The 24930-nt window shown below is 61.6% G+C and carries 18 protein-coding genes; 8 read left to right on the top strand and 10 right to left on the bottom strand.

Annotation, left to right across the window (positions count from 1 at the left end):
• Window positions 1–370 precede the first annotated feature (370 nt).
• The 3 genes from FBAL_RS17840 to FBAL_RS17850 all read right to left on the bottom strand — a co-directional run bounded on the left by FBAL_RS17840 (window position 371) and on the right by FBAL_RS17850 (window position 4348).
• Window positions 371–928, bottom strand: coding sequence for a hypothetical protein (locus tag FBAL_RS17840; protein ID WP_148226781.1), 558 nt, complete (start codon window positions 926–928; stop codon window positions 371–373).
• Between the two features lie 382 nt (window positions 929–1310).
• Complete coding sequence (locus FBAL_RS17845; RefSeq protein WP_013346992.1) at window positions 1311–3299, bottom strand: multiheme c-type cytochrome; 1989 nt, start codon at window positions 3297–3299, stop codon at window positions 1311–1313.
• 440 nt (window positions 3300–3739) lie between these two features.
• Entirely contained in the window at window positions 3740–4348 is a 609-nt protein-coding gene (locus FBAL_RS17850; protein WP_013346993.1) for a LysE family translocator, read from the bottom strand.
• 115 nt (window positions 4349–4463) lie between these two features.
• On the opposite strand from FBAL_RS17850, the gene FBAL_RS17855 reads away from it, so the two are divergent.
• Entirely contained in the window at window positions 4464–5450 is a 987-nt protein-coding gene (locus FBAL_RS17855) for a GlxA family transcriptional regulator (protein WP_013346994.1), read from the top strand.
• Between the two features lie 74 nt (window positions 5451–5524).
• Here the strand turns inward: FBAL_RS17855 and FBAL_RS17860 are convergent, their stop codons facing one another.
• Both FBAL_RS17860 and FBAL_RS17865 read right to left on the bottom strand, forming a co-directional pair.
• A complete protein-coding gene (locus tag FBAL_RS17860) occupies window positions 5525–6649 on the bottom strand; it encodes an aminotransferase class V-fold PLP-dependent enzyme (RefSeq protein ID WP_013346995.1) in 1125 nt (374 codons plus the stop codon).
• A 4-nt stretch (window positions 6650–6653) separates the two neighbouring features.
• Entirely contained in the window at window positions 6654–7826 is a 1173-nt protein-coding gene (locus FBAL_RS17865) for a PrnB family protein (RefSeq protein WP_013346996.1), read from the bottom strand.
• A 246-nt stretch (window positions 7827–8072) separates the two neighbouring features.
• Between FBAL_RS17865 and FBAL_RS17870 the strand changes: the two genes are divergently transcribed.
• Window positions 8073–8423, top strand: coding sequence for a DMT family protein (locus tag FBAL_RS17870; protein WP_013346997.1), 351 nt, complete (start codon window positions 8073–8075; stop codon window positions 8421–8423).
• 1 nt (window position 8424) lies between these two features.
• Here FBAL_RS17870 and FBAL_RS17875 read toward each other — a convergent pair whose 3' ends face one another.
• Entirely contained in the window at window positions 8425–9690 is a 1266-nt protein-coding gene (locus FBAL_RS17875; protein ID WP_013346998.1) for a cation:proton antiporter, read from the bottom strand.
• A 202-nt stretch (window positions 9691–9892) separates the two neighbouring features.
• On the opposite strand from FBAL_RS17875, the gene FBAL_RS17880 reads away from it, so the two are divergent.
• The gene (locus FBAL_RS17880) at window positions 9893–10183 is read left to right on the top strand and encodes a hypothetical protein (protein WP_013346999.1); all 291 of its coding nucleotides are present in this window, start codon (window positions 9893–9895) and stop codon (window positions 10181–10183) included.
• 40 nt (window positions 10184–10223) lie between these two features.
• Here FBAL_RS17880 and FBAL_RS17885 read toward each other — a convergent pair whose 3' ends face one another.
• Both FBAL_RS17885 and FBAL_RS17890 read right to left on the bottom strand, forming a co-directional pair.
• On the bottom strand, window positions 10224–11867 hold the full coding sequence (locus FBAL_RS17885) for a phosphoethanolamine transferase (protein ID WP_013347000.1): 1644 nt from the start codon (window positions 11865–11867) through the stop codon (window positions 10224–10226).
• Window positions 11868–11909: 42 nt separating this feature from the next.
• Window positions 11910–12539: a trimeric intracellular cation channel family protein gene (locus FBAL_RS17890; RefSeq protein ID WP_013347001.1), complete on the bottom strand. Its 630-nt coding sequence runs from the start codon at window positions 12537–12539 to the stop codon at window positions 11910–11912.
• A gap of 276 nt (window positions 12540–12815) precedes the next feature.
• Here FBAL_RS17890 and FBAL_RS17895 point away from each other — a divergent pair, with 276 nt between their 5' ends.
• Window positions 12816–14237 (top strand): multiheme c-type cytochrome, encoded by a 1422-nt coding sequence (locus FBAL_RS17895; RefSeq protein ID WP_245544362.1) that lies wholly within the window; start codon window positions 12816–12818, stop codon window positions 14235–14237.
• 870 nt (window positions 14238–15107) lie between these two features.
• Here FBAL_RS17895 and FBAL_RS17900 read toward each other — a convergent pair.
• Both FBAL_RS17900 and FBAL_RS17905 read right to left on the bottom strand, forming a co-directional pair.
• Complete coding sequence (locus FBAL_RS17900; RefSeq protein WP_013347003.1) at window positions 15108–16214, bottom strand: AAA family ATPase; 1107 nt, start codon at window positions 16212–16214, stop codon at window positions 15108–15110.
• A gap of 6 nt (window positions 16215–16220) precedes the next feature.
• The gene (locus tag FBAL_RS17905) at window positions 16221–17390 is read right to left on the bottom strand and encodes a vWA domain-containing protein (RefSeq protein WP_013347004.1); all 1170 of its coding nucleotides are present in this window, start codon (window positions 17388–17390) and stop codon (window positions 16221–16223) included.
• 151 nt (window positions 17391–17541) lie between these two features.
• Between FBAL_RS17905 and FBAL_RS17910 the strand changes: the two genes are divergently transcribed.
• The 4 genes from FBAL_RS17910 to FBAL_RS17925 are packed head-to-tail and all read left to right on the top strand — an operon-like array spanning window position 17542 to window position 24533.
• A complete protein-coding gene (locus FBAL_RS17910) occupies window positions 17542–20355 on the top strand; it encodes a leucine rich repeat protein (protein WP_013347005.1) in 2814 nt (937 codons plus the stop codon).
• Between the two features lie 17 nt (window positions 20356–20372).
• Complete coding sequence (locus FBAL_RS17915) at window positions 20373–23231, top strand: BRCT domain-containing protein (protein WP_013347006.1); 2859 nt, start codon at window positions 20373–20375, stop codon at window positions 23229–23231.
• Complete coding sequence (locus FBAL_RS17920; RefSeq protein WP_013347007.1) at window positions 23224–24078, top strand: hypothetical protein; 855 nt, start codon at window positions 23224–23226, stop codon at window positions 24076–24078. The genes FBAL_RS17915 and FBAL_RS17920 overlap by 8 nt, the downstream gene beginning before the upstream one ends.
• Window positions 24078–24533 (top strand): GNAT family N-acetyltransferase, encoded by a 456-nt coding sequence (locus FBAL_RS17925; RefSeq protein WP_013347008.1) that lies wholly within the window; start codon window positions 24078–24080, stop codon window positions 24531–24533. The genes FBAL_RS17920 and FBAL_RS17925 overlap by 1 nt, the downstream gene beginning before the upstream one ends.
• The last annotated feature ends 397 nt before the right edge of the window (window positions 24534–24930 follow it).

A 24930-nucleotide genomic window follows, 5' to 3' on the forward strand; every position in this document is an offset into this window, starting at 1 on the left:
AAAGCTCATTTTTATCAATAGGTTATAGTCTTGAGGCTTCCCAGAAAAGAAACTAACGGAGAGCTAGCAGCACCATCCTCGTTACCGGCACCCCGGAACAGGTGGCGGAGTGCGCGGAGTCCCACACCGCCCGGTTCCTGAAGCCGATGCTGAAGTGATGGATTAAATCAGTTGGACAATAAAAAACGGCACCGGGAGGTGCCGTTTTTTATTCAATTAATATCTTAACTTCATGGACCACAAAGAAACTCCTCATCTTCACTGTCGTCCAGATGGCAGTAATAGCCACAAGCCAATCTCAGCAATCATCCCTTTTGTCATATTTATTTTCGACACTCACCGATTGACGACGGGAGCAGGGAAGCAGGGGTTACTTAATTTCAGCACTTCTTTCATCATTAAAAGCATAGGACTGTCCCAGCTTTTGATGAGACCACCCCTTGGTAGCCGCCAACGCGACAATGTATTCCAGCAAAATCGGATCGAACTTATCCCGGTCATACCGATTCTCCCGATAGCGGTTCAACCGCATGCCAGTTGAGCGCTTTGGATCATGGAAGTATGAAACAGATAAATAGTGAGACCGCCCCTTTGTTCCAGAGGGGCTACTACTGTAAAGTCGATAATCTGTCGCATAGTCAAGGACAAACTCGGCCACCACCTTTGCCTTGGCGTGGATTCCAGTCACTTTTTCCACTTCTCGCGCCCGGCGTTTAAAGGCCCTAGAAAATGGCTCAAAACGATCACGGGTCATATGCTTTTCCTGTGCCGGATCAGCATAAATCCTAATCCAGCCATTTTCTTCAATATGAATCAATATTCTTGAGCCATCGTAAGAAAGATACTCAATCGTTGATTTTATCTCTGATTCTGAGGAAACAGCCGAAAATGTTGAGAGCAGCAATGCCGCGACAAGCCAATGTCTCATAATACTCACCTTTATTTGCTGTTGATGGAGTGACTCACAAATCCATTTGGGCTTTGACCTCATCACAGTCGGAATCAAGTACATCTCCCACGCTCACACACCTGAAAACTGATCCAACTTTTTCTGAGGAGAGTGGGGATTAAAAATGATTAATCCTATGGTGCGGAATTATCCCATCACTATTTGGCGGATAAGCACTGACTCTCAACCGGGGCAGCCTGCCGGTTAGATGCCGACTTTTCGTCCCAAAAGAGCGCCGCGGGTAAGACAAATTGGGGGCCTACCCAAGCGGGCCTCCTCAAAGAGCCAGGATAAAAAGAGGCCCCACACGGGGGCCTCTGGCTTGCAGGGCAGAGGGCAACAACCCTCTGGTCTGGCGGGGTTACCGCTCAAACACGTGGAACTTCTCGATGCCGAAAGATTTCCCTTCTGCGTGACAGGTCGCGCACGACTCTGCAGTCGGTGTGGTGAACCACATCGGGTCTGCCACCACGTTGATCTCACCGCCATTCTGGGTCATGTGGTTCATGGCCGAGTCACTGGTGTGACAGGCGTAGCAGTTGGCGGTCACCGGCGAGCTCATCACCTTGCTGTCGCCACCTTCGTTGTAGGCGCGAGACAGCATGTAGCGGTTCGGGATGGCGTACAGGTCAATACCGTCGGCGTGGCAGGTCACACAGTTCTCAGCATTCAGCTTGCTGGCCGAGTTGGGCGTGCCGTCTTCGGACAGCTTGGTGTTGCCTTCACCCCAGTGCATGGAGTGCACCATCGGGCCAAAGCCCGGGCCGGAGAACTTGGAGGCACGGTTCTGGCCGTTGTTGTGGCAGGCCAGGCAGTCCACACCACCGTTCTGGTAGCCGCCGTTCTTGTGATAGTTGGTTTCGCTGTTGTGGCAGGAAACGCAGCTGTCATTGGTCACCGCCAGGCGACGCTCAAACCCACTCTCTTTGGTAAAGCTGGGCGCTGCCACACCGTCGAAGTAGTCGGTAGAGACCACGTCAGAGTAGTTGGTGAAGGAGACACCATCTTTGCCATCGTCATCCACCCAACCGGTTTGGGCAAAGGTCAGACGGGAGCTGGCAACCAGGTTGGCCACGCTGTACTGGGTGCCATAGCTGCCATCGGCGGCCGCCAGAGACGGGTAGCAGATGGCGCGGGTGCCATCGTCACGGGCCACGTACTGCTGAGCATTGAACGGGCTGGGACGACCAATCAGGCTGTCGGTTTCGCTGTCATAGGCGTGGATGTAGGCGCTGGCGTACACCAGGGTGTGATCGGCATACAGGGCACCGATGTCCAGCTGGGTTTCCGTTTCGCCTTCCACTTTAAACAGCTTCAGGTCAGTACAGATGGCGCCGGTGCCACCACCTTCCCAGGCCACCGCGGCATCCCAGTAAGGGGCAGACAGGGTGGTCTTGTGGGTGGTGCGCAGCGTGTCGATCTCCGCCAGTGCGATCTTCTGACCGTGAATGGCGCGAATGTCGAAGTTCGGATCGGCGTTCGGGCTGATCGGGCCAACCGCCGCCCCCGGATTGTGGCAATCCACACAGCCGGGGCCAGCGATGCTTGTGTTGATCGGGGTGGTCTCGTGACAAGTCGCGCAGTTCAGCACCGAGAAGTCACGCTCAAAGCCGTTTTCCGGGTGATTGACGTGGGCGATCTTGGACAGCGTGTTGGTGGCGTAACCGCCATTCTCATCGGCCCGGGACACGGAGTTGTGGCAGATCAGGCAGCCGCCCACCAGGTCACCCTCGCCTTCCATATCGATGGCACTGTAGCTGGGGTGCTTCAGGCTGCTGGTGGCGTAATCCACGTGGCAGGCATTACAGGCGGCGGTGGTGCTGGAGTGGGTGTTCTCCGGCTTGTTCACCACCATCGGCTTGGAGCGCATGATCGGGCCATCAGAGGCACCAACACGCAACCACAGCAACCCCTCTTCACCTGGGGTCACGTTGGCCATCGGCAGAGTAAAGGTATACTGGCCGGGCTCGCCCATCTCCAGAACGGCGCCCTCAGTGGACAGGTTGCCATAGCCCCCCAGCGTGCCTTCGCCACTGCGGCTCAGCACGTAACCGCGCTCAGTCCAGGAAGCGAACTTCCCTTCCACTGCATCCAGGCCCACCACCAGGGTACCGTCCTGGTCAGTCACCTCAATTTCATAAACCACCTGACCCTCTTCCACGGCAAAGTTAAGCACTTTCACGTTGGTCATTTCGGTCATCTCGACCGTCGGTGGCGGGGTGCCGGGACCCGGTTCGCCCGGAGTACCGGGTTCACCCGGTGCGCCGTCTTTACCATCATCAGCACAACCGGCCAACGCCATGGCCGCTGCCACTAATACAGCAAGGTGCGGTTTCCTGAACTGTTTCATCATCTCTCCATATTTCTTATGCGATGCATGGTGCATCTGGGCGATAACTTATCGATGCCTTGAAATAGGAGCGGTGAGTCAGTTCACTTTTATTCGCTCAATCCACACAAAACGACATTCAGCTTTACGGCGCAACTTCGAATGCCATTCCTCACTCCAGATGGCAAAAAATCAGTGTGATTGGCCAAAATGGACAAAGTGTCATGGACATAATGTGACCACGAAAATCCGCAAATTCTGTTTTTGAAATTTGGGCTTATCCCCGGCGAAACGCTGAAATCAATCTATTTCCATATTTTTGAATACTACGACCAATAAAGTATTGCGGTTGTGGGACGATGACGATGAATATCATTAGAAATTCCTGCCACTTCAATTTGGCCTGATTTATTGCGTTTATTCAGCCCAGAAAAAAGGGCCTTTCGGCCCTTTCAACGTTGCTAACTCAGCGGTATTCCCACCGCAATCAACACAAACACGGCGGCACAGCCTCGGTTAAAGCGGCGACCCCAGCCTGCCAGCAGGGGACGCAGTTGGTGCGCCAGTCGCGCCAGACCATACTCCACCACAAACTCCACGGCACAGAAGGTCAGGGTCATCACCACCAGCTGGGACAGCAGCGGTGCATTTGGGTTGATAAAGGGTGGAATAAAGGCGCCAAAGAACAGCAGTACTTTGGGGTTGGCCAGAGCCGTCAGCGCACCGGTGCGAAACAGCGCCAGTGGCCGGGTACTGTCCACTTCATTGGCCCGATACCAATCCGGGGCCGGGGCGCGCCACAGCTGCCAGCCCAGCCATGCCAGGTAGAAGGCTCCGACAAACTTCAGCCCCATCAGCAAGCGGGGCTCCGCCTGCAGCAAGCTGCCCAGGCCCAGTACCGACACCGCCACAATCAGGGCGAAACCACTGATCCCACCCAGAACCGTGGCCACGGCAGTGCGGTGGCCATACATAGCACCATGACTGAGAGCCAACAGGCCATTGGGGCCGGGGGCCAACGCCAGTCCGGTTACCGCCATCAGAAACAACCACCAGGTAGGCCAATCCATCTTTGTCGCTCCGCTTGGAAAAAACGGCAATGTACGCGGTTCACCCCGCCAGGCCACGGCCAAATATAGTCGTTTTACAGTACAATCTGGCCATCACCTTCCACCGACCTCAATCATGTCCCATCCTGACCAACCCGACTGCCGTTTTCTGCTGCTGCCCCTGCCGGAACACGCCCTGCTGGCGTTTGGTGGCTTCGTCGACAAACTGCGTTTCTCCGCCGACGAGGAGGACCTCAGTCAGCAGCGTTACTGCCAGTGGACGGTCACCGGCTTAAACCCGGGAACGGTCCGTGCCAGCAGCGGTGTCGAGGTGGCCATTGATGCGCCGGTGACCGACCTGGACCTGGCCGATTACGACTATCTGGTGATCTTCGGCTGTCGCCAACCCAGCATGGCCCAGGCGCTGGCAGCGGAGTACCGCCCCCTGCTGCAACGGGCCAGCCGCAGCGGCGTCAGCCTGGTGGCGGTGGACAACGCCAGCTTTCTACTGGCCGAGGCGGGATTACTGAGCGACCACAGCGTCGCCCTGCACTGGCGCCACCAGCAGGAGTTTCGTGCCGCCTTCCCGGACATCCCCATCCATGCCGACGTGCTCTATCACCTTGATGGCAACCGCATCAGTTGTGCCGGCGGCAGCGCCACCATCGATCTGGCCACCGCATTGCTGGAGCGTCACTGCGGCCCCACCCGGGCGCTGAAGGGGTTGGCAGACATGCTGGTGGATGAAAGCCGGGCCGCCAGCCATGCCCTGCGTTCGCTGGTGGACAGCGGTGGAAAATCCCGGCCGGTTCAGCGGGCGGTGGCCCTGATGCGACAACATCTGGCCGGATTGCCCGAGGGGGTGGAACAACTGGCCTCTCAGGTGGGGCTAAGCCGACGCCAGCTGGATCGCGCCTTTACCGAGGAGCACGGCATGACCTGCCACCAGTACTGGCTGGAGCTGCGTCTGCGCCATGTCCACTGGCGCCTCCACAACTCTTCCCAGCGCCTGAGCCAGATTGCCGATGAAGTGGGGTTTACCGACGTCAGCCACCTTTGCCGCGCCGTTAAACGGCGCTATGGCGCCACGCCACAAGCATTGAGAAAGCAACAGCTGGGATAACCAATTCCCTCGTCGCGCCCGCCGATCAAAAAAGGGTTGAGCCAACCGGCTCAACCCTTTTTGTTTTTGGCGCCTTACAGCCCCTGCACCACTTCGATAACACGCCGGATGTCGTCGTCGCTGTTGTACAGGTGCGGCGATACCCGAACCCCCTGGGCGCGTTCGTCCACGGCGATGCCCACGGCATTGAGAGCGGGGGCCAAGCGGGCCTGCTGGCTGCCCAGATTCAGAATCACGGTGCCGCTGCGCCGGGCGGGTTCAAGGGGTGACACCACCCGCTCACCCAGTGCTTCGATCAGCTGCTGCTGAAGGCGCAGGTTGTGCTCACGAATGGTGCCGATGCCATGGCCCACCAGCTGCGCAATGCTGTGCCCGGCGATGGCATAGGGCGCCACCGAAGGGGTGCCGCCCCAGAACCTCTCTGTGCCGGGATGATACTGGAAGTCGTGGATGTCCATGGCAAAGGGGTTGGCGTGGGAGAACCAGCCGACATCTTTGGGCTGACACTGAGACAGTCGTTCCGGGTCGATATAGAGGTAACCGGCACCGGGGCCACCGCACAGCCACTTCACCGTGGAGCCCAGCACAAAGTCCGGCGCCAGCCGGGCCAGATCGAGGGGCAGCACCCCGGCGGACTGGGCCACATCCAGCAGCGTCATCACCCCACGGGATTTGGCCAGGGCCACCACCTCGGCGAGCGGCGCCTGCACCCCGGTGTTGGAGTAGGCGTGGCTGAGAAACACCATGGCGGTGTCCGACGTCATATGATCGGCCCAGACATTCGCGTCCGAAACGTCCAGCCCGGCCGGAATAAACTGAATCTGCTCGCGGCCACGAGGCAGCGCCTGGGCCAGCACATAACCGATGGTGGGAAAGTCCAGTTCACTCATAAGTACCCGGCCTGAAGTGAACTGGGGCAGTGCCATCACCAGCTTGGTCAGGCCGCTGGAGAGGTTGCTCTGGGGGCAGAAGCGCGCGCCCGGCACATTGAACAACTGCCCGAGTGCAGCACGGAACTGCTCGATGCAGCCCAGCCACTGCGGCCAGATCCCCTCCGCCTCATCCTGCCAGGGGGCAAAATAGCTGCGCTGGAACGCGGCTTCGGCGCTTTTCAGCGGGCGCCCCACCGAATGGTTCAGCAGGTAAGTGCTTGCTCCCAGGTGGAAGTCGGCGGCGCTCAGTCGGGTGGCGTCGGTCATGGCGTTACCCCAGGCTGGCACGCAGATGCGCCAGTTCGTTGTAGCGGGTGAGGATGTCCTCTCGCGGTGCCCCGGCGCGGCGGTCACGCAGGTCGGTCAGTGCCTTGAGCAGCCCCTGCAGCGCCGGGCCACTGGCGGTCAGCTGGCCCATATGTTTCTGATCCATCTGTTCTGACGGGCGCACAATGTAAGTGTGTACTAACTGATTGTGGTGCTGAGTGGCAATCTCGCCGTGCAGTTCACACAGGCGCAGGAAGGCGCTGAGGTTCTCCTGATACCAGCTGCTGCCGTGATGTTCAGGCGCAACGGCCAGGAACTCGTCCATCAGGCTCTGGCGGCGCATGCAGTCACGCAGAATGGCCTGGTCTTCCGGCATCATATAGAGGAATTTCTCCACCAGCATGCGGCCATAGGAGGGCTCATTGGCCTGGCACAGGCCCAGCAGCATATCGATGACGTTGATGCCGGCAAAGTCACCGGCGTTGGCGCCGCGATACACCTGGCCACCCACGTGGTGGGGCTTGTAGTAGGGGCGCACGCAGTAGAAGAAGCGCTCCGGATCGAGGGTATTGAACAGCACCCGGTTGGACTCCTTCACCTCCTCCAGTGCGTCGGCACAGGCGTGGAACAGATCCCGCGCGATGGGATGGGAGACGCCCAGCGGCAGCACCCGCATCAGCGCGTCGGCGGCGCGTTTAAAGGCGAGGATGCCCTTGCTGTTGTAGTCCACAAACACCCGCTCGTCGGTCAGGTCGGTAAAGCGCTTGTACTGACCGTCCACGGCGCGGTTGTGGGTACAGAGGTGAGCGGTCGCAAACCGGGGCACCACACCAATGGAGGCGGCGATGTGCATCGCCAGCGCCGAAGCCTCCTGTTGCGGTGAGCTGCTGTCCCGGTCCGGGTCGGACAGGCCGTGGCGGCGGCAGGCCGCCATATAGAGGCCCACATTGCCGAGCAGATCAAAGGCGCGGTCAAAGCCTTCGTCGGTATTGCCCTGCGCCAGCAGGGTCTGGATGTGTTCGCGCCCCTGCGCTTCCAGCTGCTGCTTAGCGTGTTCGCCAATCCCGGCCACATTGGCCTTGTCGTCCTGCTCGAAGTAGAGCGCTTCCAGCTCATTATTCAGGGTGACAAAGTCGGAGCGGATCCAACCATCAAACGCCGCGACCTTACTGTTCATCGTCATGCTGCTCCCGGGTTTCCATACCGTATTGGTTCGAGAGTAACAGGTTGCGGCAGGTCGCCAAGACGCTTACCCCAATGCGTTTGCCGCATGCGGCAAGGGATGTGAACGGCGCTGTGGCGTCAAGTTGCCAGCCCCGGCTTGACCCGCCCGACAGAACCGCGCAGGGAGGCTGGTGTCCGGCGGCGTTGGCGCTATCATCCCGGCGCCGCGCGTCGCGGTGTGTTCACTTGCCGGAGCCCCATGAACCCCATCCCGATCACCATCGGCCTGCTGATCTGCAGCAACATCTTTATGACCTTCGCCTGGTACGCCCACCTGAAGGAGCTGAACAATAAGCCCTGGATCATCGCCGCGCTGATCAGTTGGGGCATCGCCCTGTTCGAGTACCTGTTGCAGGTGCCCGCCAACCGCATCGGCTATACCGCTTTGAACGTAGGGCAACTGAAGATCCTGCAGGAGGTGATCACCCTGATGGTGTTTGTGCCCTTCTCGGTGTACTACCTGCGCGAGCCGTTAAAGCTGGATTACCTGTGGTCCGGGCTTTGCCTGGTGGGCGCCGTCTATTTCGCGTTCCGTAGCAAACTGGCCTGATTCAGTCGATGTAGTCGGAGCGGTGTCCATTGCCCGGGGGGGAGCCATTCGCTGGTGGAGGCCCATAGATGTGCCTGAGCATCCAGGGCGTTAGCAGCGTGGTGACGACCGCCATGATCACCACCGCGGAGAACATGTGGGCCACCACCGGATGGTCGCCGTTATTGAACAGTCCGGCCTTCAGGGCGATGTCGGCGATCACCAGCTCCACCGCACCACGGGCACTCATGCCCACCCCAACCGCAGCGGATTCCTGCCAGGACAACCCCATCGCTTTGGCCGCCAGACCAGAGCCCAGGAATTTCCCGGCAAACGCCGTCACCAGCAGCACCAGCACAAACAGCGGCACTTCAGTAAAGGCGCTGAACTCCAGGTGCAGTCCCACTGAGGCAAAGAAGATGGGGGCAAGGAAGCCAAAGGTCATGGCCGAGGTTTTGGCGCGCACCGCCCGGTAGGCCCTTTCATCAATGGTGTTGCGGCCAAAGAACAGACCCGCCATAAAGGCGCCGACGATAAAGTGCAGCTCCAGCAGCTCCGCCAATACGGAGAACGCCAACGCCCCCACCAGCAGGGCACTGAACTCAAACTCCTTCTGCTTAATCAGACCGATAAAGCGGCCCCCGAGGGGGTAGAGAAAGACGCCGATAATGATGGTGATCAGGAAGAACAGCGCCACTTTGAGCAGCAACATCGCCACCATGCTGCCGTCGGTGGGTTCACCGCCAATCAACGCGGTCAGCCAGGCCAGCAGAATCAGGCTGAGGACATCATCAAACACCGCCGCCGAGATGATGGTTTGGCCAGAGGGGGAATCCAGCTGGCCCAGATCCATCAGGATCCGCACCGTCGCAGGCACCGCCGTAATCGCCAGCGCGGTACCCAGGAATATCGACTGCGCGAGCAGATTGGGGCCCTCCGGCAAGAACAGGAAGCCCAGCCCGATCCCCAGCCCCATCGGCACAAACATCCCAAACAGCGCCACCGCCAGCGCCCCTTTCGAGTACTCAATCAGGCGGCTTGGCTGCAGCTCCACCCCGGCGAACAGCATGATAAAGAACATGCCCAGATCGGTGATGGTTTCAAATACCGGACTGGTTTTCAGCCCCGAGATCTGCGGAATTGCATCCTGATACTGGGCGGCAAAAGTGCCCAGTGCGATCCCCGCCACCAGCTCCCCCATCAATCCGGGCTGGCCCAGTCGCTCCGCCACCTCGCCAAAGGCGCGGGTGGTGATCAGCAGGATCAAAAGGATAAAAAACAGGTCCATGGCGGGCCCCAATAGCAGGGATCTGGCCAAAGCATAGTCGACGAAGATGGTTCAGTAAGCCGCTAAATTTCGCTTTGGAACCTTGTGGTTGCACCATCGGTCTGAGCATTAACAAAGGATCACACTCTGATCAGCGCCAATTAAGCCATGTTGTGGCAAACTGGCGATAAATCGACCTGACCCAATTCAATCGGAGGGCGTAGTGAACAGCCGATTTTTGCACTCCTGGCACCAGCTCAGTTCCCTGGCCCGCGGCCAAAACCCCAGCTTGGGGCGCTCCCTGCTGGGCGGCGTCATGCTGGCTCTGGCAGTGCTGCTTATTCTGCCCATCGCGTTTTTGCTGCTGTTGCTGCAGTTCGGCCTGATGCTGATTGGCGCCGTGGTGATGCTGGTGCGGGGACAGAAGCCCAAACCGGTGGTGTTCTACCAGAACGGCTACCGCCGCGAGAAAGTGATCAACCCGGAAGTCGGTTCACAAGACCCCTCCCGCTAAACCAAACGGCACCCGAAGGTGCCGTTTTTTGTGTTCGCCCTCAGCCGCGACAGCGATGCAGGGTATCCATATCAGGCAGGTACACGCCGGTGCCCACCTTCATCAACCCCAGCACCGTGTGGAAGAAGTGGTCCTGCGACCAGCCCCCCTGCTCCGCCTGCGCCTGCACGCAGCTCAGCGCCAACCCTTCATCCTCCCGGAAGGCCGGGCTCATCCACAGCATCATCGGTACCCGGGTCTGGGTTTGGGGCGCCAGCGCATAGGGCATGCCGTGCAGGTAGAGGCCATCCTCACCCAATGACTCACCGTGGTCAGACACATAGAGCATGGCGCTGTCGTATTCCGCTTCATGGGCCCGCAACAGCGACACCACCTGATCCAGCATCCAGTCGGTGTAGCGCAGGGTGTTGTCGTACACGTTCACCAACTGCTCACGGCTGCAGTTCTCGATGTCGGCCCGATTGCAGGCCGGTTCAAAGTGGGAGAAGTCCGGCGGGTAGCGCTTAAAGTAGGTGGGACCGTGGCTGCCCATCAGGTGCAGTACCACCACCCGGTCCCCCTTCAGGGCACCGATCTTCTCCGCCAGTCCGTCCAGCAACACCGCGTCATAGCAGGACTCCCCGTCACACAGGTTCGGGTCGCTGTCAGCAGCAATCGACTCGTAGGCGATGTGGTTCGCCACCTTCTGGCTGCCACCGTCGTTGTCGCGCCACAGGATGTCGATGCCGGCGTGGTGGAGAATGTCCATCAGGTTGTCCTGGTTCAGCGCTTTGGCCCGGTCGTAATGACCGCGGTCAAAGTCGGAGAACATGCAGGGCACCGAGATGGCGGTGGCCGTCCCGCAGGTGGCCACATCGGGGAAGTACACCAGCTCCGGCATCTTGCTGGTATAGGGGTTGGTTTCCCGCTCATACCCATTGAGCTGCTGGTTGGCGGCACGGGCGGTTTCACCAATCACCAACACCAACAGCCGCGGCTTACCGTCAACCGGCTCCGCAGTGACATGAGCATCCTCCCCCAAAGGCTGGTAGGGCTGCGGGGTCGACAGGTAGTTGTGCTTCACGTACTTGCCGATGCTGTACACGAAGTGGGTGGGGATGATCATCTTGCGCAGGTAGCTGTTGTTGCGCCCCACCGAGGCGTAATCCACGTAGTAGAGCGCCGCAATCAGGCCAATCACCAGCACCGAGGCCAGCATCGGCACCAGCTTATTCAGCAGGACAAAGCGCGGCAGTGAACCGCCATAGCCAATCCGGGTGCGCCACAACAGCAACGCCGGCAGCACCCCGAATCCCACGATCCACAACACCAGTGACCCACTGAAATAGGAGCCCAGCTCATGGCTGTTGGTTTCCATGCCGCTGGCAATCACCTCCTGATCGGGAAGGATGCCGTACTGCACCATGGCGTAGCTGACCACACTGGACACCACCAGCAACGGCACAAACAGGGGCTTGGTCAGCCCGGGCCAGGACAGGCAGTGGAAGATCAGGTTAAAGGCGGCGATGAAGAAGAACGGCAGGGAGATGACAAAGCCCACTGACACCGTCGGAAGGGCATCAAGGATGGCCCACAGCTTCAGGGCCAGGGCCAGGTTCAGCGCCAAAGTGAAATAGAGCGCCAGGGCAAGAATCACCTGCCAGAGGGGGCGCCCCCCGGTGGTCGCTGCGTTCGTGTCGGTCATACTCTGCCTCGTTCGCATACTGGGGGGCTGGCCGGGGTCCGCTTAGTGGGCGGGCTCCTGATAGTTGAAGGTGGGCATGGTCCAGTGCCGACGAATTGCCAGCATCCGGAACAGGAAGCCCAGGCTCAGACACACCACCAGCGACAGTCCGGTGTCCACATGGAAGTGATCCAGCACCACGTACAGCCCTGCGGTCAGCAGGGAGATAATGGCATAAAGCTCTTTGCGGAACACCAGCGGGATCTCCTGACAGAAGATGTCGCGGATGATGCCGCCAAACACCCCGGTGACCACGCCCATAACGATAGCCACCAGCGGGTCCAGCCCCAAAGCCAGGGTTTTCTGGGCACCAATCACCGAGAACACCGCCAGCCCCAGCGCATCGATGGCCAGGAACAGGCGCGACAGGTAGCGCATCACCGGGGCGATGGCCACGGTCAACAGGGCCGCGGCGGCAATGGCGACCAGATACTCGACGTTGGCCACCCACACCAGCGGGTAGTTGCCGATCAGCATGTCACGCACGGTGCCGCCACCAATGGCGGTGGCACACCCCACCATCACCACACCAAACAGATCCATCTGGCGACGGCCTGCGGCAAGGGCACCGGTCATGGCTTCCGCCACGATACCCACCGCCCACAACATGGTAATGATTTGAGCTTCGTTCACTGCACGCCACTCCAAGGGGAAAAAATGAAGGGCGCCACTGTGCCTAATAAAGCGCCAATGCAACAGCGATGCTTGCGCAACTGATGATGAATTTCGCTAATGCCATCAGAAGCTCAAATGATTCAGACTGTGCGTCCGCTATCAGCCAAAAATGCCAATAGAAAGTAAAATGCGAGGTCCGGTAAGCAATTAAAAATGAAGGGCTTTATTTAAAAGGCATGCCGGTTTGAGCCCTGACTCACGAATCTGCGCCAAAACGCGCCAAAAACCCTGAGAATGATGATGAAACGCCCAACCTTGCTGACCCTGCTGCTGTGTGCCGCGCTGCCCGCTGCTGCCAGCACCACCCAACCCTTTGCCCCCTCCTACCTGACCGTCAAAGACGGCGCCGAAGCGGAGCTGAAGCACTTCAGCTCACCGGAAGGGTGCAAACGCTGCCACCCGCGCCAGTACGCCGGCTGGCAGGGCTCCATGCACTCCATCGCCTTTATCGACCCGGTCTACCAGGCGGAAGCCGCACTGGGCACCAAAGAGACCGACGGCGCCACCCACAACCTGTGTAAAGGCTGCCACACCGCCATCGGCACCGTCAGCGAGAACATCAGCTACGACGCCAGCACCGGCAAGTTCGGCGGCTTCACCACCCAGGGCGTGGCAGAACGCGGCGTCAGCTGCGACACCTGTCACAGCGTCAGCGCCACCAACATCGCCCACACCGAGATGGGTGAGCACGGTAACGCGTCACTGGAACTGGCCACCGACCGCATCAAGCGCGGCCCGTTCGACGACGCCAAAGCACGCGGCCACAAGACCGAGTACTCCGAGTTGCACACCCGCTCCGAGTTCTGCGCCAACTGCCACAACGTGTTTAACCCGGTGCACGGCAACTTCCCGCTGGAACACACCTACGAGGAGTGGAAGAACTCTGACTACGCCAAGGCGGAGATCCAGTGCCAGGACTGCCACATGGTGCCGGTGGAAGTCGCCGTCCGCGTAGCCGATGAGATGAAGCCGGTGAAGGCGCTGGAACAGCACCGCCTGAGCGGCCAGGCCGCCCGCGGTGGCCCGGTGCGTTCGGTGGTGCATGACCACGGCTTTGTCGGCGGCAACGCCGTACTGGCCCCGCTGCTGGGTGTTGAAGGCGGCGAAGCCCACGCGCAGGAGGCCACCAAGCGCCTGCAAACCGTGGCGGAACTGGAAACCGCACTGTTGGAAGCCGACGGCAAAGCCCAGCTGAGCGTCACCGTTCACAACCGCCGCGCCGGTCACGACCTGCCCACCAGCCTGAGCTTTATCCGCCAGGTGTGGCTGGAAGTGGTGATCGAAGACGCTCAGGGCAACACCCTGCTGCGCTCCGGCACCCTCAACGCCGACAACAGCCTGCCGGCGGACACCGTGGTGTTCCAGGACACCGCCGTGGACGCCGACGGCAAGCCGGAACACAAGCCGTGGAAGATCGCGCGCTTCTCGGTGGAGAACAGCATCCCGGCCAAGGGCAGCAAAACCGTTGAGTATGGCTTCGCCCTGCCGGCGGAAGGTCACTACACCGTGACCACCACCCTGCACTACCGCTCCTTCGACCAGAGCGTGGCCGACTACCTGCTGACCGACAGCGTAACCGTGCCGTCCGTCACCATGAACCGTCTGACCCAGCGCTTTGAAGGCACCCGCCTGATCAGCAGCGATAACAGCCTGTAATCGCCGTTCGCGCACAAAAAAGCCACCGCAATGCGGTGGCTTTTTTATTGGCCCGGGGGTGAGAAACCCACCCGCTATCCACTCCGGCGCCGCCGTGGGTTGGAAACCCACGCGACGACGCCAAAGCCCAAAGCGCCGCCACGGGGCTCAAACCGGCAAACGCTGCTTTGCGTGGCGTGGGCTTATCGCCCACGGATATCGGGCACTCTCCACATCGGAGCTATCCACTCCGGTGCAGCCGTGGGTTGGAAACCCACGCTACGAAGCCAAAGCCCAAATCGCCGCCACGGGGTTCAAACCGAAAAACGCTGCTCTGCGTAGCGTGGGCTTATAGCCCACGGATATCGGTCGCTCTCCAGATCGGAGCTATCCACTCCGGCGCAGCCGTGGGTTGGAAACCCACGCTACGAAGCCAAAGCCCAAAGCGCCGCCACGGGGCTCAAACCGGAAACCGCTGCTTTGCGTGGCGTGGGCTTATCGCCCACGGATATCGGGCACTCTCCACATCGGAGCTATCCACTCCGGTGCAGCCGTGGGTTGGAAACCCACGCTACGAAGCCAAAGCCCAAATCGCCGCCACGGGGCTCAAACCGGAAACCGCTGCTTTGCGTGGCGTGGGCTTATCGCCCACGGATATCGGGCACTCTCCACATCGGAGCTATCCACTCCGGTGCAGCCGTGGGTTGGAAACCCACGCTACGAAGCCAAAGCCCAAATCGCCGCCACGGGGTTCAAACCGAAAAACGCTGCTCTACGTAGCGTGGGCTTATAGCCCACGGATATCGGTCGCTCTCCAGATCGGAGCTATCCACTCCGGTGCAGCCGTGGGTTGGAAACCCACGCTACGACGCAAAAGATACCAGGCCCAACTTACGCGGCGTTGGTCAGAAACAGCTTGGCCAGCTCCGCGTCCGCCAGCACCCCCTTCAGGGCCGGGTTGTCGCCGTTCATCATGTCCTGCATCAGCCCCAGGCGCAGGTCGTTGGGCAGCAGCGGCATCTTCAGAAACGCCTGCAGGTTGCCCATCTGCGCCGCATTCGGTTTCACCTTGTTGACCTTGAGGTAGTGGTACAGGCGGGTGCACAGGGTGGCCAGGATATCGATGCGCGGCATCTTGCCGCCCGCGGTACGCTCAATCTGCGGCAGGATGGTCTTGGCGAAGTCTTTAGCGTCAACGATGGCCTGGGGCGCCACCAGCTGGCTCAGGTTCTGCTCCACAAAGGCGACAAAGGCCGCGCAGGTGGTGTCATCCAGACAGGAGCGGGCCAGGATGTTCACCAGCGGCAGCTCGGCGCGCAGGTCTTTAATGCCCGCAATGCTCTGGAAGAACTGCACCAGCGAACGGGGGGTGGTGCGTTCGCCGTCCACCAGCTCCGGGTAGGTCAGCACAAAGTCGATGCCTCGGGGATCCACACCGGCCTGCTCTGCCCACAGGGCCCAGGCTTTGGCGTCGAACTCCATGGTGATGTGCATCATCCGGGTCAGCATGGCGTCGTCCATCGGCGTCACCGAGTAGTCGCCGCCGTCCGGGTTGGCGGTCAGCACGATCTGCCAGCCCTCCGGCAGCGCCCAACTGATCAACTCGTGGTTCTGCAGCAGCTGCATGATGCCCCGCAGGATCCGCTCATCGGCGCGGTTGACGTCGTCGATCAGCAGGATCCCCGGGCCCGGCTCAGTGGGCACCCAGTGGGGCGCGGCAAAGCGGGTGACGGTGTCGCCATTGGCGTCGGTTTCCACCCGGGGCATCCCCAGCAGATCCCCCATCTCCTCAAACTGCGCCGGGGCAATGGCCCGCCACTGCATGCCACGTTCAACGGCGATCTGTTCCACCATCTGCGTTTTACCAATGCCGTGACGGCCCCAGATGCAGATCGGGGTTGCACGCTGGCCCGGTGCCGGGATCAGGTGCTCGACAAAGCGGCGGACTTCCGGGGCCTGACAGGTCAGGCCGTAGTAGGTGTACTGGTGTTGGCTCATGGTGACTCAATCCGTAGTGAGGGCGGCCATGGGGATCACCCGGCCGCAACTGCGCAAATGGGCAAAATCGTCCTTGGATCCGCGGCCCTGAATCAGCCACAGGAGCGAAGCACGCGGGGGCACCGTCGGCGCGGGGGCTTCGCCGTCGGTGAAGTAGATGATGCCGTCGAAACGGTGTTTGTTGGCGTAGGCCAGCGGGGCGTTGAAATCGGTGCCGCCCCGGCCACTGACCGACGTCGGCGCGATGCCGCGATAGACGTAATCCCGGTGGATATCCACATCGCACTCCACCACGGTGATCTCCGCGCCTGCACGCCAGATGTGGTGCAGTTCATCGAAGAACGCCCGCAGCTGCGGGTCGTTGACGCTGGCTGAAGTGTCCACCGCCACCAGCAGGCGCTGGTGCGGAATGATGCGGGTGCCGGGGGTGGTGCCATAGCGCTTTGAGGGGCGGCGCAGGGTGTTCTTTACCGAGGTACGGCGACTGCTGTTGGCGAACAGACGCAGGGCACGGCGCCAGTCGAGGGTGGAACGACGTCGCTCTAAAAGCTGCTGAACCCGGGCCAGAATGGCCAGCGGGATCAGGCCCCGTCCCCGCTGGTGGCTGTCCAGCTCCATCCGGTTGGCGGCCTGCTCCAGCTTATTGTCCAGAGTTTGCCGGGCCAATGACCCCTCAGCCTCCGACTGCTGACCAAACTCCCCCCAGCTGTCATGGCCAGGGGGGCCCACCCCTTCGCCGGCACCGGGGCCCTGGCCCCCGGAAGGCGGCAGCGCCTGATAGTAGTAGGCCAGCTCTTTGTGGGGGTCGAGCGGGTCCAGCCCTTCGGTTTCACGCCAGAGGTTGAGCCGCTCCAGAGTCAGCGCATCAGTGGCCAGTTGGTCGGCGCTGAGGTACTGGTTCGCCACCAGATCCGCAGCGCGGTCAAACCGCCCCTTATCGGCATAGCGGGCCCGCATAAAGGGGTGGCCAAACACCAGATGCAGCGCTTCGTGCTTGAGGGCCCCCAGCTGCTGAGTCGGCGACAACCCCGCCCACAACGCCGGCCGACAGCGCAGCTCCACGTCACTGCTGCCACGCGGCGCCGACTCAAGCGGGGCGCCGTTTGGGTCGTCCTGGGGGAGGATCACTTTGTGAAAACTGGCCAGGTAATGGCCATAGAAAGGTTCCTGCAACATCAGTTTGACTGATGTTCGTGACAGCATCGGCTCGATAACGGTTCCAACTCGATTAACCATATGATTCGAATGGGATTATCCATACAATGCCTGCCTCGTCAACGCGTTGGTGGACGGGCCGCCAGCCAGGCAGTATTGAAGGAGTATGGCCATGCGCACGCTGAAGATATACGACGATCTCGAGTCCTATCTGAAGACAATCCACCCCGATGTTACCGAGCTCATCTACGACTGCGATGACCCCATCCCGAGCTGGCAAGCGCTGGCCACCGCCTTCCCCAACGCCACCCAAATCCGCTTCAGCGACATGGGCCACATCGGCATCACACGGCTGATCAACCACGACTTCTTCGACGCCTTCCCCCGCCTTCACGGCCTGTTTATCGGCAACAACCGCCGTAGCCCCATCACCACCGACCTGAGCGACGTCAACCCGGCCCACCTCACCGAACTGCGCCAACTGGAACTGGGCCGCTGCCGCACCGGCGACTTCGACCTGTTCGGCAACCTGCCCAAACTGGAGAGCCTGACGGTACTGGCCGACGACAAGCAGGTGCACCTGCACACCGGCCCCGACTGTGTACTCACCAAGGTCTGCATGGCCTTTGGCCCGCGGGTTCGCGCCATCGACATCGACCTGGCCTCCAGCCCGGTGGTGGAGCTGGCCCTCGGTCACAACAACCGCCACTACCCGACGGAAGCCAAAAAGGTCGTCATTGATCGCCTGGCCCTGCCCAACCACCTCCATACGCTGCTGCTGAACCTCAATACCCAAACCCCGCTGCCGGCGCGCCTGCTGGGTGACAATCAGAAGCTGGACAAGCTGGAGATGCGCCTGGCCGTTCCCGGTTTTTCCGCCGATACCCTGAGCGACCTCAGCGAGGTGGGCAAAATCCATTTCCTGATGGAGGGAAAAACCGCGCCCCTGTCTGCAGGCTTCTTTGCCGGCCTGCGCCAGGTGGATGAGCTGGAGATCCGCTTTGAGGACACCCCCATTGAGGGCCCTCTGCTGCCCGCCAACATGAGCCTCAGGCAGCTGACCTATTTCAATGCCTCTGGCCACCTGAGCGACACCGATGCCCTCGTCCTGCCGGACCTGGACGTGGCCTGCATGTTCGGTCTGAAAGCGGATCAGCTGGGCTGGCTGGCGCACAGCCCGATGCTGCAGCGACTGAGCCTGTACCTGGATAAACACCCCCTGACCGACCTGCCGTCACTGCCCAACCTGAAGCACCTGGTGCTGCGGGGGACAGAGATGGCCCAGCTGCCCGCCACCGTGCGCAGCAACTCCAACCTGGAGACGCTGGCGCTGCTGTGGTTCCGCATCAGTGAGTTGGGGGATCTCTCCGCAATGACCGGCCTCAAAGAGCTGTGGCTGTCGCCGGTGCAGGATAAACAGTCCAACCTGCCACCGCTGGATGGCCTGACCCATCTGCCGCAGCTGGAGGAACTGCGCCTCGACATCGAGCTGAAGCGCTTTGACCCCGACTGGCTGAAGCTGGCCCCGGGCGCCCGTTTGATGGTGCGCGCTGAGCGCTTCGAAGCCCTGTTCGATATCCTGCGCGCCAGCCACCTCGACAACGCCACGGTGCACCAGTACCTGGACCAGCTGATTGCGGTGCAGAAACCCGCCCAGCTGCCCGCCATGCCCGCCGATTTCCACCTGGTGATGATGGAGGCCAAGCACAACCGCTTTAAGGCTCAGCACAAAACCTGGCTGCGCAGCGTTGCACAAGACAGCGAGCAACAGCGTCCCTTTGGTGCCGACAGCGTGCTGTTTGTCTGTGGCCGCAGCGCCTTTAAGGCCAGTGAGCTGAAAGCCCAGGCCGAGACCATCGGTTTCACCCTGAGCAAAACCCTCAACGACAGTGTCACCCACGTGCTGGTGGGCACCGCCCCCAAAGCGGTGGCGAAGCTCGACCCGGAGCGCCACGCCCTGATTGACGACACCACCCTGCAGCAGTGCTTCACCGCCGAAGCGCCCAAGTTCCTGCAGCAGGAGACCAGCAACGTTATGGCGGATTCGGTGATGGCGATGCTGAACTCACCAGACGAAGCCAGCCACAAGGTGGCGGCCCAGATGCTGGAGCAGGGTGGCGTCACCGAGCCGATGCTGATGCCGCTGTTCCTGATCCTCAAAACCACCGCCGACAACGAGCTGCGCAAGCAGATCAAGAACCTGCTGGCCGGTCACGGCGACGATGCCTTCCAGCTGGCGGTGAACGACCGCATCCTGTTCCACACCTGCCGCGGCCCCGACCGCCTCGGCCGCGAGCAGAGCCAGGGCAGCATGGTGAAGAAGCTGAAGGGCCAGCGCCGCAAGTGGGGCGATGCCCTCTGCAACGACTTTGCCAAAGCCTACTACGACCGCTTCGGTGAGGGCCTGATGTACCTGATGATGCAGCGTGACACCTGCCCCCATCGCGAAGCGATCCTCGACACCCTGGTTGAGGGTGAGTGCCTGAACTGGCACCGTGGCGCCGGGTTTGGCCCGGTGCTGGAGCGCGCCGATGAGAAGCTCCGCACCGACCTGCACTGGCACCCGCAGTACTGCTTTAACCGCAACGCCGACCTGGGCAGTGCCGTCACCTACATCCCCGAAGGGATGGCGCAGCGCCACGACATTCGCGAGCTGAACCTGAGTGTCTGCCTGCTCGACAGCCTGCCCAAAGGCAGCGCGCAGTTCACCGGCCTGCGTCGTCTCAACCTGAGCTTCAATGCGTTTGAGAAACTGCCCGCGTCACTGGCCAACTTTGCCGAGCTGGAGGAGCTGGACCTCTCCTACAACCACTTCAGCGCCTTCCCCGCCGTGCTGCTGAAGCTGAAAAACCTGAAGCGCCTCGACCTGCGCCGCGCCACCCGGGTGGACTACACCGAAGGGTACAACCGCCACTACCGCAAACTGGCGGTACCGCAGGCGTTCCGCGATGCCCTGCCCCACTGTGAAATCCTTGAAGACGCCTGAGCAACGGAATCCCCGCCATGAGTTATGAAAGTCTGTGCCACTACGACCTGCCCCTGGATGGTGAAGTGATTGAGGACGCCGACATCCTCACTTACAAACTGAAGGACAATCACCCGGAATGGGCGGCACTGGGCCACCGTTACCCCAACCTGACCCACTACTGCCTGTCCGACCGTGAAGACAGTGCCTGCCGGCCGCCGGAGCCGGAGATGTACAAGCACTTCCCCAAGCTGACCCACCTGTCGCTGGGGCAATTGCCGCTGACCAGCGATGACATCGACCCGGCCAGCATGGCGAAGATCACGTCCATCGACGGCGTCGTAGTGCGGGATGCGGACACCTTTGCCAAACTGACCGCCCTGCCCGCCCTGACCGAACTGAAGCTGCGCTTCCACGGCCACGAAGCCGACCTGTGCGCCGCCGAAGGCAGCCAGCTGAAAAGCCTCTCCATCGAGATCAGCGCCGCAGAGCGACTCAGCATCGACCTGACCCACGCCCGCCAGCTCCAGAAATGCCACCTCAGCGACTTCAACTACTTCGGCCGCCGCGAAGGCGTCGACATGGCGCTGGGTCCGGTGCAGATGCCCCGCAGCATCAAAGAGTTTGACCTCACTACCGAGGGCAAAGTGGCGCTGTCCGGCCCCTTGCTTCAGGCGGGCACCAAAGCCGGGCAGATCCGCATGCAAAGCCGACAACTGACGCTGGCTCCCGGCGCTCTGGGCGAGGCCGCCCATATCGATCTGCTGCACCTCAACAGCCGAGACGGCAGCCCGATTCCGGACGACCTGTTGGACGGCATTGAGGCGATGGACTCCCTGTGGCTGTGGCTGCACGGCACCCGCGCCAACCTCACGGCGCTGATTGGCAACCGGCCGCAACTCCGGTCCCTCCACATGTACGAATGCAGTCTGGCGGAGTTCGTCGGGCCGGTCAGCCTGCCCGCGATGACCCGCGCTGAGTTTGATGGCACGCCCCTGTCCCAGCTCGGCTGGCTGACCGATTGCCCGAAGCTGTCCAAGCTGGTGCTGAACCGACCCGGCCCGCTGGGTGACGGCGCCCTGCTGGGCCGCATTACGACCCAGGAACTGGTGCTGAGTGACATCAAAGAGGCGGCACTGCCGCTGCCCCTGCGCCAGAACACCGACCTGGAGACGCTGCAGATCCGCCTGCCCGAGATGCCCACCCTGGGTGACCTCAGTGCCATGACCGGATTGCGCCACCTGCGCATTGGCGGCAATGACCACAACGGCCGCAACTACGTGGTGCCCAACCTCGACGACGTCCTCACCCTCCCCAATCTGGAATCCGTCAGGCTCGACCTGCCGCAGGATCAGGAAGAGGCCACCGGCGCCGAAGCACTGGCCTGCCTGCCCCATCACGTCTTCTGTATGGTTGACCTGTTCAATCGCGGCAGCCGGGGGGAGCAGCTCTCCAAGCAGCTGAGCATCATCAAGAACGCCGAGCTCACCGAAGAGCAGAAACGCCGCTACTGGCGGGTGCTGCTGGACACCCCGAAGATCAAAGACCTGCCCACCGACGACGGCGTGCTCGACGCCCCGTTCCATATGGCGATGCTGGAGGGCAAGCACACCCCGCTGAAGTCCCTGGCCCACAACTGGCTGCAACGCACCAGCCAGGCCAGCATAAAAGCGCGTCCTCTGGACGAAACCGCGGTGCTGTTCATCTGCGGCAAGAGTGGCTTTAAGGCCGCCGAGCTGAAAGAGAAAGCGGCGGAGCTGGGCTTTACCCTCAGCAAAACCCTGAACGATAACGTCAGCCACGTGGTGCTGGGGGGCAACCCGAAAAACACCAGCGCCATCGACCCCAACCAGCACCTGATCATCGACGACAGCGCCCTGAAGCAGTGGTTTGATGCCGCCCAACCCCGGTTCCTGCAGCAATCCGGCAGTGAAGGGATGGTGGAAACCGTGCTGGAGATGCTGGCCTCGCCGGACCACAACAGCCACAAGGTGGCCGTCTCCATGCTGGAGCAGGGCGGCGTTACCGAGCCGATGCTGATGCCGCTGTTCCTGGCCCTGAAAACCACCAGCGACAAAGCGATGCGCAAAACCATCCAGGGCCTGCTGGCCGGGCTGGGCAGCGCCGACTTCCAGCTGGCGGTGAATGACCGGGTCTACTTCGAGGACGACCTGCGCGGCGTTGACTGGGAGGGCCACCCCACCGGCGAAGGCCCGATGATGAAGAAGCTGAAAACCCTGCCCAAACGCTGGGATCGAGCGCTGGTGATCGACTTCGCCAAAGCCTACTTCGATCGCTACGGCGAGGGCCTGCTGTGGGTGCTGACCCAGAAAGAGGAGTGCCCCCAGCGTCGCGCCATCATCGACGGCCTGGTGGAGGGGGAAACCCTCAACTGGCACAAAGGCTGCGGCATGGCGCGGGTGCTGGAAGGCGCCGACGAGGAGCGCCTGGAGAACTGCCACCGCTCTCCGGACATCTACATGCAGCACTGCTTCGACCTCGGCAGCCCCAAAACCCGGTTGCCGGAAGCCCTGCCCCGGGACACCCGCATCACCGAACTGGCGATGCACAACTGCTATCTGGACAGCCTGCCGGCCAACATTGAGCACTACACCGACGTCACCCGGCTGAACCTGCGGTTCAACCACATCGAGACGCTGTCGCCCAAGCTGGCCAAACTCACCGAGCTGGAGGAGCTGGACCTCTCCTACAACCACTTCTATGAGTTCCCCAAGGTGCTGATGAAGCTGAAAAAGCTCAAGCGTCTCGACCTGCGCCGTGCCTCGCCGCCGCAATACCGCGGTGGCTACGACACCGACGAGGGTTATGAGCCCCTGCGCGCCCCCGAGGCCTTCCGCAAGGCGTTCCCACAGTGCGAGATCCTGGAAGATGAGTAACCCTGGCCACACCCTGAGCCGCGCCCTGAAAGGGGCGCTGCTGGTCAGCGTCCTGACCGGCCTCTCCGGCTGCAGCCTGCTGCCGCCCCGTCATGCCGACGAGGTGGTGGGGCTGCTGCGCCAGCTCGACCTTTGCCAGTACAGCGAGCCGGAGCGGGACGCCATGTTTGCCGCCGCCAAGGCAGGCAACAAGCTGCCGTTCCCGCTGGTGTACTGTGAAGGCGAGCGCAGCCCGGCGTTTCAGGCCCGCTGGCTGGCTGAGCGCGCCACGACTGAGCACCGGGTGCTGGGCGCCCACTTCGAACCTGATGGTTACGGCGCGGCGCTGGTGCAGGTTACCCTGCCGGGCTGGGGGGCGCTGTGTCAGCAGGTGGGGGTGGAGGACAACATCGCCTGCTCCCATCTGGTGCTCGGCGTCAACGCGCCCCATATGGATCCGGTGTCGCCGTCGGAACGCCTGCGTTTGCTGAGCCAGCAGGACCAGCTGGCCAAAATCGATGAGGTACCGCGGATGCAGGACACCTTCCTGATGCCGGTAAAACGCGCCGCCGATGGCCGCCTCATCCCCAACTGGGTGACCGACGCCGGTGCCACCCGGGCCAACCGGGGTCTGGCCGATCAGCTTGGGGTGCCCATCGACATCAAAGAGGCGCGTCCCTACTCCCAACATCTGGAATTGTTGACTCAGGACGATCTGGCGCCACAATTCCGGGGGGTGTTCTACTTCACCACCCCGGAACACATAGACTACGCCGCCCGGCCTGCACCGCCGTACTCGATACCGTTGCGCCGGGGCGTGCCCACCCGCGGATTCCGCGTCACGCTTTATCGGGCTTTGCCGAACTGATGAAACAACCCACCACTGAACACGCCGGCCTGCGCCGTGCCACCAAGTCCGACCTGCCCGCCCTGCTGGCACTGGAACAGGCCTGCTTTGGCCACCACAGCTACCCGGACTTCTTCTTCCGTCAGGCCCTCGACTGCTGGGGTGACCAGCTGTGGCTGGCCGAGCAGAATGGCGAGGTGCTGGGCTACCTGCTGATGGCACCCGGCCAGCAACAGGAGGGGTGGATTCTGGCGCTGGCCGTGGCCGAAGCCGCCCGGGGCCGTGGTCTGGCCCGGTCCCTGCTGAATCAGGCACTGAGCGAGGCCAAACGCTACGCCTGCCTCAAGCTCACCGTGGATCCCGCCAACACTGCGGCGCTGGCGCTGTACCAGAGCCTCGGCTTTGATACCGTGGATCAGGAACCGGACTATTTTGGCCCCGGTCAGGCCCGTCTGGTGCTGGCCTGGACGCCCTGAAGGGCGACTTCGGGACACAAAAAAGCGGGCCACTCGGCCCGTTTTTTTGACGGTGTTTGCGCGCTCCACACCCCAACCCAAGCGGCGCAGCGCGGCCCGTAGCGTGGGCTTATAGCCCACGGAACTCACTCACCTCAACGCACCGAAACCGTGGGCTCAAAGCCCACGCTACGAAGCCCCCGAACCCCACCCCAAGCGGCAAAACATGCCCTAAAGCGTGGCCTGTAGCGTGGGCTTACAGCCCACGGGCCTCATTCAATCAAGCGCACCTAAACCGTGGGTTCAAAACCCACGCTACGAAGCCCCCGAACCCCAATCCGAGCGGTGCAGCGCGCCCTGTAGCTTGGCCTGTAGCGTGGGCTTACAGCCCACGGGCCTCATTCAATCAAGCGCACCA

Origin of the sequence: Ferrimonas balearica DSM 9799, assembly GCF_000148645.1 — a bacterium.
Classification (GTDB): domain Bacteria; phylum Pseudomonadota; class Gammaproteobacteria; order Enterobacterales; family Shewanellaceae; genus Ferrimonas; species Ferrimonas balearica.

Coding starts and splice junctions, on each gene's coding strand:
- FBAL_RS17840 (WP_148226781.1), bottom strand. CDS start 928: ATGAGACATTGGCTTGTCGCGGCATTGCTGCTCTCAACATTTTCGGCT.
- FBAL_RS17845 (WP_013346992.1), bottom strand. CDS start 3,299: ATGAAACAGTTCAGGAAACCGCACCTTGCTGTATTAGTGGCAGCGGCC.
- FBAL_RS17850 (WP_013346993.1), bottom strand. CDS start 4,348: ATGGATTGGCCTACCTGGTGGTTGTTTCTGATGGCGGTAACCGGACTG.
- FBAL_RS17855 (WP_013346994.1), top strand. CDS start 4,464: ATGTCCCATCCTGACCAACCCGACTGCCGTTTTCTGCTGCTGCCCCTG.
- FBAL_RS17860 (WP_013346995.1), bottom strand. CDS start 6,649: ATGACCGACGCCACCCGACTGAGCGCCGCCGACTTCCACCTGGGAGCA.
- FBAL_RS17865 (WP_013346996.1), bottom strand. CDS start 7,826: ATGAACAGTAAGGTCGCGGCGTTTGATGGTTGGATCCGCTCCGACTTT.
- FBAL_RS17870 (WP_013346997.1), top strand. CDS start 8,073: ATGAACCCCATCCCGATCACCATCGGCCTGCTGATCTGCAGCAACATC.
- FBAL_RS17875 (WP_013346998.1), bottom strand. CDS start 9,690: ATGGACCTGTTTTTTATCCTTTTGATCCTGCTGATCACCACCCGCGCC.
- FBAL_RS17885 (WP_013347000.1), bottom strand. CDS start 11,867: ATGACCGACACGAACGCAGCGACCACCGGGGGGCGCCCCCTCTGGCAG.
- FBAL_RS17895 (WP_245544362.1), top strand. CDS start 12,816: ATGATGATGAAACGCCCAACCTTGCTGACCCTGCTGCTGTGTGCCGCG.
- FBAL_RS17900 (WP_013347003.1), bottom strand. CDS start 16,214: ATGAGCCAACACCAGTACACCTACTACGGCCTGACCTGTCAGGCCCCG.
- FBAL_RS17905 (WP_013347004.1), bottom strand. CDS start 17,390: ATGTTGCAGGAACCTTTCTATGGCCATTACCTGGCCAGTTTTCACAAA.
- FBAL_RS17910 (WP_013347005.1), top strand. CDS start 17,542: ATGCGCACGCTGAAGATATACGACGATCTCGAGTCCTATCTGAAGACA.
- FBAL_RS17915 (WP_013347006.1), top strand. CDS start 20,373: ATGAGTTATGAAAGTCTGTGCCACTACGACCTGCCCCTGGATGGTGAA.
- FBAL_RS17920 (WP_013347007.1), top strand. CDS start 23,224: ATGAGTAACCCTGGCCACACCCTGAGCCGCGCCCTGAAAGGGGCGCTG.
- FBAL_RS17925 (WP_013347008.1), top strand. CDS start 24,078: ATGAAACAACCCACCACTGAACACGCCGGCCTGCGCCGTGCCACCAAG.